At 44.8% G+C, this 9,102-nt stretch carries 7 protein-coding genes; 6 read left to right on the top strand and 1 reads right to left on the bottom strand.

Going from position 1 to position 9,102, the window contains the following annotated elements; genetic code table 11:
• Positions 1 to 511 precede the first annotated feature (511 nt).
• From R7Z78_RS23800 to R7Z78_RS23780, 5 genes are all read left to right on the top strand, one after another.
• Positions 512 to 1,075, top strand: a complete 564-nt coding sequence (locus tag R7Z78_RS23800) for a hypothetical protein (protein WP_169643913.1) — start codon at positions 512 to 514, stop codon at positions 1,073 to 1,075.
• Between the two features lie 143 nt (positions 1,076 to 1,218).
• Complete coding sequence (locus tag R7Z78_RS23795) at positions 1,219 to 1,839, top strand: hypothetical protein (protein WP_169643911.1); 621 nt, start codon at positions 1,219 to 1,221, stop codon at positions 1,837 to 1,839.
• Between the two features lie 129 nt (positions 1,840 to 1,968).
• On the top strand, positions 1,969 to 2,625 hold the full coding sequence (locus tag R7Z78_RS23790) for a hypothetical protein (RefSeq protein ID WP_169643909.1): 657 nt from the start codon (positions 1,969 to 1,971) through the stop codon (positions 2,623 to 2,625).
• Between the two features lie 2 nt (positions 2,626 to 2,627).
• Positions 2,628 to 4,451: a helix-turn-helix transcriptional regulator gene (locus tag R7Z78_RS23785; protein WP_169643915.1), complete on the top strand. Its 1,824-nt coding sequence runs from the start codon at positions 2,628 to 2,630 to the stop codon at positions 4,449 to 4,451.
• Between the two features lie 66 nt (positions 4,452 to 4,517).
• Positions 4,518 to 6,560: a DNA polymerase gene (locus R7Z78_RS23780; RefSeq protein WP_213965039.1), complete on the top strand. Its 2,043-nt coding sequence runs from the start codon at positions 4,518 to 4,520 to the stop codon at positions 6,558 to 6,560.
• Between the two features lie 60 nt (positions 6,561 to 6,620).
• On the opposite strand, the gene R7Z78_RS23775 is transcribed toward R7Z78_RS23780, so the two are convergent.
• Positions 6,621 to 7,646, bottom strand: a complete 1,026-nt coding sequence (locus tag R7Z78_RS23775) for a hypothetical protein (protein ID WP_169643906.1) — start codon at positions 7,644 to 7,646, stop codon at positions 6,621 to 6,623.
• A 114-nt stretch (positions 7,647 to 7,760) separates the two neighbouring features.
• Here R7Z78_RS23775 and R7Z78_RS23770 point away from each other — a divergent pair, with 114 nt between their 5' ends.
• The gene (locus R7Z78_RS23770) at positions 7,761 to 8,480 is read left to right on the top strand and encodes a DNA polymerase (protein ID WP_225492308.1); all 720 of its coding nucleotides are present in this window, start codon (positions 7,761 to 7,763) and stop codon (positions 8,478 to 8,480) included.
• The last annotated feature ends 622 nt before the right edge of the window (positions 8,481 to 9,102 follow it).

Genomic DNA, 9,102 nt, shown 5'->3' with positions numbered 1-9,102 from the left:
TGAAACTCAGTATGTTGTTTAAGAACTGAACAACATGGGGCTACCATGTCTTCTCATCGAATTAAGCAACAAAGCCTCGTGTTACTTTTCTGCTACTGACAAGCGCAAGTATCACCACGATGACAGCACCAGCGATAGCCACGTGAATTATTGAGATTTGTTCCATTTACCCAGCCTATTGATTGCTTGTTATTTTGATATAAATACAACATAGCGCATATTCAACAACAGATTTCTAGGCCAGATCACAGACCTCGAACTCACCAAGTGGCCACCAACCCTTTAACATATTATTTTTAAAGGCTTCGTGGCCACTTTACTGTATTTACGTCCCCGCCACCTGACATAAACGCTACGTAAATAACATTACAAATCAACCAGATAGCCCCAAGACCCACTCTATGGGAATCCGTGAGATTCTATTTCCTGTCCTATTTTGGGCTCTGACTACATAATCCTTCCTGACTGAGCAGTTCGCTCACATATTGAAACATTTGATAAGGACTAAACCATGGAAAACAGAATCCCAGCTTCCATCCAAAAAGATATTAAGATTCTGACTAACCTACTGGTTGGTAACGAAAACTCTCTGGTTAACGAGCAAGATGAAACTGTAGAACTGGTCGCATACGGAGACTCTGAATTTGGCGGCCTGATCATGGCCTTTAACAACTCTGAGTCGCTGATCTGTACTAACGGAGAGTATGACCACGAACGTTTCTTAAGACTGACCGATCACTTCAGAACAGAATCTGAACATCTAGTAGGTAATACCCACATACTGACAACTAAAGTAACCTTCGAGGGTGTAGAACCTGCGGAATTTGAAGCCGTGTACGACTTTGACAATAACAAAGGACTGCCTCTGCAGATGTACCAAGCTTATGAGTACCTTCGCTCCAACCTTTCGCTTCCGTTGGACATTATGCTGGAAATATTTGGTGCGATTACCAGTGCAATCACATTCCACCAAGAGGAGTTATTTCATACCGGACTAGCCGGAACGATGGGCGACCACTTTGATGTCGAAAGAGCTATTGCCCACGATGTAAGACTTCAACACCAAAGCGACTAACACTTAAGTCTGTTTATTCAGACCGCACGAAAAATAAACACATATTAATTAAGCAACTAGCCGTGAAATATCGGTGACGGCCTCTTGCACCCTGAAATCACCGCTTAAGTTATTAAGCGGCCAATACAACACGGAGATTTATTATGAACAATTCAGTACAAGCTATTATTCCGAAGCCACTGACAGCCTATGTTGAGGCATATTTAGGTCTTATCACCGACCCGTTCTACTCGAATGAAGACCTGGGCATTAACCCAAATAAAAACCGAATATCTATCGGGGCAGAAAATATTGGTCCAGGTGCCTTTAGTATTTGTCACAATTCAGATGTTTTCACGAATGATCAGGAAGAAAACGCTCGTCGCATAAATCATTTCATCGACAGTGAGTTTCTCATCTATTTCGAAGTTCCAGAAGAACTCGACGCGCACTCAGAGTTTGCAGGCATCCACTTTGAAGATAAAGAGTTCTGGTCATCTTATGATTATCAAATGCCTGGATATCCGCAGTTCCTATACGACTTTCTCTCACATTTGATTGAAAGCAAGTCCTATTCCGTCGAAGGCACGCTTGCCATCTTTGGAAGCCTATTACATCAAATCACCGTGCCTTACTGGGGTGAGTTCATGGATGAAGAAGAGCTCCAACAAACCGAGGTTTCTCGTCTCCTTGGACTGCATTTTGACATTGTAACCGCTGTACGACATGACCTCGACTACAGTCAGCAACACCACTCAAAGATTACACAACCAGCTGAAGCTTAATGAATTAGCACTCAGTGGGAATGGGTGAGACACACTCTGATAGGACGAAATCACAATTCCATTTACATTCTACGGGTGGCCCCAGAGAGGCCCCCATTCAACAAATTTTTATGTTTAGAAGGATTCAATATGAACACTAATATCCAAACTAATGCTGTCACAACTGTCGTATCTGGTGCCCTTTCTCCGGAAGCATCATTAAACGATACACAAAAGAAACTCCAGACACTTAAAGATCGTGCCGCCGCTAATACCGTGCCAAGCCAAACCGTACTTGAACAAGCAAGAGTGGGCGAAAGCGCAACTCCCTTCATGGCTTTTTCCGTTGAGCATGAAGATGTGAATATTCACTGGATTGATACGCCAGAGAAGAAAGGCTACATCCTGTGTAACGGTAATGGTTGCCCGCTATGTCGTGCTGGCAACAAAGCATACAACCGCCTACTGCTACCTGTATTTAACTTCAGCTCTCGTCAAGTTGAGATTCTGGCAATCACCGATGCTACCCATCCCAAAGCAGCTCTGCCGCAAATCCTGCCAGTTTTTGATGCTGTAGAGCCAATGATGATACTCATGAGTCGTCACCGTAACAGCTATACCGTGGATTTAAAACCGATACCTGAGAACATCGATCTGGGCCAGTCAGAGATCGAAGTTTTTAATAATGCCTACGCTAACGGGGAGTTTAAACTGAGCGACGTGTTCCAGAAGTGTTCTAGCGAAGAGCTGGCAGCAATACCGAGTATCCAAGTGATGCTTCAATGTTATGGCTACACGGCGGCTTAACAATGAACTCGTCTCTGAATCAAATCAGCAGCGCTATGGCGCTTGCTGGTTTCAGAAAAGAAAATAATGGTCTCTATGTCCTGTCACTTCTTAAGAAGCACCCTCACCTGCTGATTAACTGGGCGGTAGGTGTGGGTAAATCTACCAATATGGATCAAGTGATAGAATATGGCATAGAATCAGGTCAGTATGATTTGATCATCGTGCTGGCCCCCACTCGCGCTATCATCAATGAGCGCGACTATATCCAGTTCCCGCCTGAAAATATCAAAATCACTAATCTCCGCCCGCGTCCTAAAGAGCTGTGCGGTAAGCAGCGCAATGCTGACTGGGCGGACTATGAACAGCGTGGCCTTTCTATACTTGGTAAACGCACTATTTGCGCCTTATGTCCTAATCAAGAGAAATGCCACTGGAAAGATCAATTTGGTGATGTTTTGCGCGGCACCCAAGTGCTCTTCGCTACCCAAGCCCATTTGACAAATGACTTGAATTTTATTGCTCGAATGAAAGCTAAGTGTGAAGCTCAGAATGTACTGGTTATTTTTGATGAAGCGACGGTATCGCTAACACCATATAGCCGCACTATCACGCAAGAAGAAATAGCGAACCTAATCTTCTGTTTGTGCGAATCAGACATCTCTCAGAAGCGCAAGGCCGCCAGCGTGTTTGCCTTGCAAAGCCTACTCAATGCAGCAACAGATGACCTGAGAGAGCCTGACGTATGGTCTATGCCCTCGATCTATCCGACGGAAATCCGAGAGCTGGTTACTATTGGGGAGCGCCACTGGCCGGGAGAATTCCGCAACATTCACTTTGACCTGCAAGCACTGATGAATTCGCCTTTAGATTCACGCGAGAAAACCGAGTTCGGTGATATACGCTTTTCTGCAACACCACTTGCGGCGGACTGCGATGTTCTACTCTACAGCGGCACGACTCATGAAACATTGCTGAACCATAAGCTGGGGCTTAATTTTCACAATTTCTATCAGGACACAGCCTTTAAAGGCGATGGTACTCAGTGGCTGAATATTGCCTCTTCTCTGGGTACATCTGGTCATTTCCTGAAGAACTCCCCACAGATATTGGACTTTTTTCTTGAGTTAACTCTCAAGCGCATCCGGGAAGGTAAACGAGTGCTGCTGATCTCAAAGAAAAAGCATAAGCAATATTGCATTGATACGCTGAATGAGATGCTAACCGTCCGTAGTATAGATGATGTTCAAATCGTCGATGGCGAAGAATACGATTCCAATGGCACCATCACTCAGATACCAGTCATCCACTACGGTGTAATTGGCATTAACCAGTTCGAGCAATTCGACTGTGCTTACTGTCTGAATAGCTACTACGTTACCAAAACCATATTAGCGAATGCCCTACAAGACATGCGAGCCAGTGATGAGCAGCTGGAAATGGAAATCAAAGTACTGCCGAACCCTCGCCGCCGTCATGCCCGCATTGCTGACAATAAGTACCGATATACCGATGTAGCTCAACTGACTGACCCGATGTTGCAGACCCTAGAAATGGGCACCGTGATACAGGCTGTAGGCCGAGTGCGTCCTTTCACATCGCCATGTGAGGTTATTACTTTCCAGAACAATCCGCACCCTAACTATCAGTACGATGCTGAGTTCAACAATCTGGCAGAAATACGCGAGCACTTCGGCATTGATAGTCAGCGCGCACGAACAACTGGTACTAAAAAGCAAGAAATACAGCAACTTAAACAACAAAGCTTAACACAAAAGCAAGTTGCTGAGCAGTTGGGTATAGGCGTTCGCACCGTCCGTCGCTACTGGAGTGGCCAAAAGTCCTAATAAAACCATTTTTATAGGGTTGCTGGCCACCCGGAGGCCCTACGTTTCCAAGAGAGAATATTGATTATGAATTTATTGCCCGCACTAGCAAAACGATTTAACGAAGCCGAATTCGAGCCAAAGAAAAGTGCTATTATATTGCCAATGCTGCCACCACTAGATTCAGCGGCGGTGACGTACATTGGAACCCAAGAAGACTTGGAAGATCTGATACATCTAGCTCATCAGTTGCCATTGACCGGCGTGTCACTAGACTTTGAGTTTAAGTTCAGCCGCCTCGCAATCCCACTTCGAGGTAACAAGCAAAAACAGGATATCCGAAGTATTCAACCCCTATTGATGGCTGTTACTTTGATGACCAACACAGGCAATCAGTTGCATCTTCACAATTATGTTATTGATTTAACTAAACTCAAAGATACGAAACGACTTCAGCCATTACTTGATCTACCCACGACCTATATCGCCCACCATGCCAAAGCCGAGTTACATTGTCTCTGGCAACTGGGTCTGACTGAGCCTCGCACTATCTGGGACACCTGTATCGCCGAGAGAGCACGATATCTGGGCCTGCATGTGTTTGACAATGATCAGGTATTTGATTCAGAGAACGCAGAGATTTGCGCCAGAGCAGAGCACGCTGAAAACAATCGGATCCGTTATGCATTGAATACCGTGGCGAGCCGCTATGATATTCACCACCGATTCAATTTGGTGAAATCAGACTTGCAGCACTCCTTTATTGACTATGACAGTGGAGAATTTACCAGCGAGCAGATCCACTATGCAGCTGAAGACGCTATTGTTGCAGCAAAGCTTTACCTTTCTCAGATGCAGCAGTTAACCCTCCAGGGAAGTTACCACCACCTTATCACGGTGGAGATGCCCTGGACCATCACCAATGCAGCCATGGAGTGGCATGGGGTGAGTGTTGATCGGGAAAAATGCAACGCTGTGCTCAATGCCAGTACGCCTAAGCTGGAAGCGCTCAGAAGTCAGCTGGCACAAATGGGGTTAGACAATCCCAATAGTCACCAACAAAAAGAAACGTTTTTCCGTCAACTCAACTTACTCGATCATTTTAACAAGGGCGGCAAATACAGCTTCAAGTTACAACTATTGAAAGATCTGGCCCATATCCACCCTGCTATCGGCCTACTGGCTGAATTTAGCAAGGTTCAAGCCATTGAGAGAGATATACTGCTTCGGCCTACTATTATCGGTTCCGATAGTCGCGTGCACCCAGAGCACAAACAGCTGGAAGTCGTAACCGGGAGACAATCTTGTGCCAGCCCGAACCTGCTCGGACTACCTGGCGCAATGCGCCCACTCATCATCCCGAAGACAGGAAATGGAATCGGTGAAGCGGACTATTCCCAGATTGAAGTCGGCATCACAGCTGCGGTCTACAGCGATAAGAATCTGATTGCTAAGTTCAACGCGGGGGATATCTACACAGTCATGGCTCAGGAGTTCTATGCCAACGACCTGGATGACGAAGATCGGCAATGCGATTCCGACACTTTCAAGCATAAGCACAAAGACAAGCGGGATATCATGAAAACATGTGTACTCGGTATTCTGTACGGCCTATCCCCCTTCGGACTGGGTAGCCGTCTTGAGATATCAGAACTCGAAGCCAAACAGTTGATGAATCGGTTCCTAGCTATGTTTCCTACCCTGAAACACATGATGGAAACCGCGCCACAACAAGCAGCATATCGGGGTTGTGTGAGCACCAGTACCGGATTACATCGCCACCGTTCTAATAGCGGTGCACTAAGCCGCCACGAGACAAACTGGATGGTGAATATGCCTGTTCAAGGAACAGCTGCCGCTCTGTTTAAGATCGCGGGGAATCGACTCTACCAACTTTACAAGCCCTATGGTGCTAAGCTGATCTTGGCTATGCATGATGCCTTTATCTTCGAAGCCCCATTAGACAAGATGCCAGAGGTTGGACGATTGACAATCGACGTGATGATTCAGACTGTGGTTGAATTCTTCCCTGAACTCAAGCCACGCATCGACCTGAATGACTCTGCCACTCATTGCTGGACTAAAGATGGGGATGCAGGCAGTGTTGAACGTTGGATTGCAGAGCGTTAACAGTATATGGAGGGGTTAGCAATGCTACCCCCACAATCAGCCTTTAGCATCTGATTACGACTATTCAGAACCCGCGTAATATTTTAGTAATTCACCTGGCTTTTTGATCTTGCTGAGCCAACGATTTACCGATTTTGATTTATCACCCTGACCATCTGACAAATTAAATTTATCGATGATTTCATACACTAACTGTGTTTGCGCATACTCTTTTTCATCGTTGGTCATGTGGTAGAGCCAGCCTTTTAAGAACACCAGCTTAACTGTTTCCTGAGACAGGTAGACTTTTTCCATGTCTTGTTTGTCTGTCGTGCTCTCTGCCTTCTTTTTACGCCCAGCCTTACCAAGCTGGTTAGCTAAGAAAAGATCGGGACACTTTACCTGTCTTTTCTTCTTCGTTGATCTTTCCTGCACTTGCTCTTCTTCAGCTTTCTCTATCAAAGAGTAAATCAGAGGGAGCAAGCGCTTAGCTTGATTTAAGGTCCATAACGATTCATGCTCTTTCAGGAAGTGAGTCAAGTTGAGCGCCAGTACTGCAAAAACATGGTGCCCTCGGATTTTCGTATCTGACGTAAGATCTTTTGTCACCTCCGATACGGTCCCTTTATCAACACAGTACTGCGTCAATTGAAACCAACTTTCTTTGCTTCTCTCTAAAGCAAGCTCATATGGCGGCACAAATGGCTTTGTCGGTTCATCTTCGTCAATAAGCGCCATTATTTCTGAAAACTCAATACTGGATACCATATCTGATACCAAGGTATCGATGCTTCGCAACGCTTTGCCTATCAGCTCATACAGCCGCTCATCTTGCTGGCTATGCTCAACAAGTCTCGGAAGAACATTCATCACGATCGAGAAGTTTCTCTCACTCACATTCAGCAAAAATTTGCAATGCTCAGTACAGTGGCGAAGATAAAGCTTCATCAAGGATCCATAAAACAGATCTAACTGAGACCAGCCGTACGCTTCTGTTCCAGGTAAGTGTGTTCTTTTATGTTTTGGATGGAATACGTCCAGATCATCTCCGTACAACTTTTTCATAGTAATAATATCTGGATCGCTGCTACTGATTATGTAACCCATTGCCCCTCTCTTTTCCCAGCCAAATCAAAGGCGCATAGTACAGCAATTGGGAATGACCACCAATCCTATTACATGACTTTAAAAGACTCTTAACCACGTGGTATCTCCAACTCCGTGGCGATTGCTGCTGGCGTGTATGGCGGCTCAAACTTAGTCAAGATGTATAACCAAGGCGATCTATACACAGCCATGGCGCAAGAGTTCTTTTGTGATGAGTTAGAATCAGAATGCCGCAGCTGCGATTCGTCGGCCTTCAAAGAAAAATATTCTGAGAAACGATCCATCATGAAGCAATGCACACTTGGCCTAATTTACGGTATCACCAGCATTGGAATAGCGAAAAAACTCAATATCAGTGTCAACAAGGCCTCGGAACTGATGAATAAGTTTCTATCGATGTTTCCCGAACTACAAAAAGCCATTGAGAGAATGCCCCAGTATGGCGCTCTGCGAGGCCATGTAAGCACTGCAACGGGATTGCACCGATACCGCCAATTGGACGCTAAGCGCGGCCATACTGAGAAAAACTGGATGGTGAACATGCCAGTGCAAGGTACAGCTGCGGCACTGTTCAAAGCAGCCGGAAATCGACTTCATCAATTGTATAAAGGTTACGACGCCAAATTGATCGTTGCGATGCACGATGCCTTTGTTTTCGAAGCACCGAAAAAACACCTAAGCGCAGTCAGCGAGTTAACTGCACAGATCATGACCCAAGTAGTGCAGGAGATGTACCCTCAGTTGAAGATAAGAGCCGATATCAACATAAGCCAACCAGATTGTTGGACCAAAGATGGTGATCCGAACACACTTGATGTGTGGCTAGCTAAATGACCAGAACTGGACGCAAGGCCTAATGGATTTAGTATTAAGGTTTTGTGTCCACTTTTTCTGTTTCTCAAATAGTGATTAGTGGGCAAATCGATACTTAGTTGATTGGATAGCTCTCTTAGTGGTACCAATTCCCTAGCACACTTATGCCCCCTTTTCTTGTTATCACTGAAGCTAATTAATTTCTCTTGGATGAAAGTTCCCCTTACCCAAAGTTTTCCGAGGGCGCGTCGAAGTAAGCAATTTAAAAATTATGCGTCATTTTGTAATCTAAGATCCAACAACTCTCGTTAACCTATTGATTATCAAATGAACTATGATTGGAAAGGCTGCATGATAGGAGTATGAAAAGCTGCTAAAAGAGTTAAAAGCATTCTATAGTGGAGAAATAATGTTCGAGTTTCAGAGAAATAAAGCAGAATATTTGTATCACCATACAAAAAGTTATACCGCGATTAACTTTATCCTCAAGAATAACGTTTATTTTAAAATGCAATCAAGTGTGTATACTATATGCCGTTCAATGGGGCTAAAAATAAAGGAACTATATGTTTAATAATAAATTACTTTTAGTAGGGTTGTCGTTAGCTGCGTTGGGTGGCTGTACATCTGTTCAATACAATGG

The organism is Vibrio sp. 1167, from assembly GCF_033340375.1.
Lineage (GTDB): Bacteria > Pseudomonadota > Gammaproteobacteria > Enterobacterales > Vibrionaceae > Vibrio > Vibrio alginolyticus.
This window is presented reverse-complemented; position numbering and strand designations above follow the sequence as displayed.

What these genes read in the sequence shown, in the direction of transcription:
- R7Z78_RS23800 (WP_169643913.1), top strand. Translation starts at nt 512, where the DNA reads ATGGAAAACAGAATCCCAGCTTCCATCCAAAAAGATATTAAGATTCTG.
- R7Z78_RS23780 (WP_213965039.1), top strand. Translation starts at nt 4,518, where the DNA reads ATGAATTTATTGCCCGCACTAGCAAAACGATTTAACGAAGCCGAATTC.
- R7Z78_RS23775 (WP_169643906.1), bottom strand. Translation starts at nt 7,646, where the DNA reads ATGGGTTACATAATCAGTAGCAGCGATCCAGATATTATTACTATGAAA.
- R7Z78_RS23795 (WP_169643911.1), top strand. Translation starts at nt 1,219, where the DNA reads ATGAACAATTCAGTACAAGCTATTATTCCGAAGCCACTGACAGCCTAT.
- R7Z78_RS23790 (WP_169643909.1), top strand. Translation starts at nt 1,969, where the DNA reads ATGAACACTAATATCCAAACTAATGCTGTCACAACTGTCGTATCTGGT.
- R7Z78_RS23785 (WP_169643915.1), top strand. Translation starts at nt 2,628, where the DNA reads ATGAACTCGTCTCTGAATCAAATCAGCAGCGCTATGGCGCTTGCTGGT.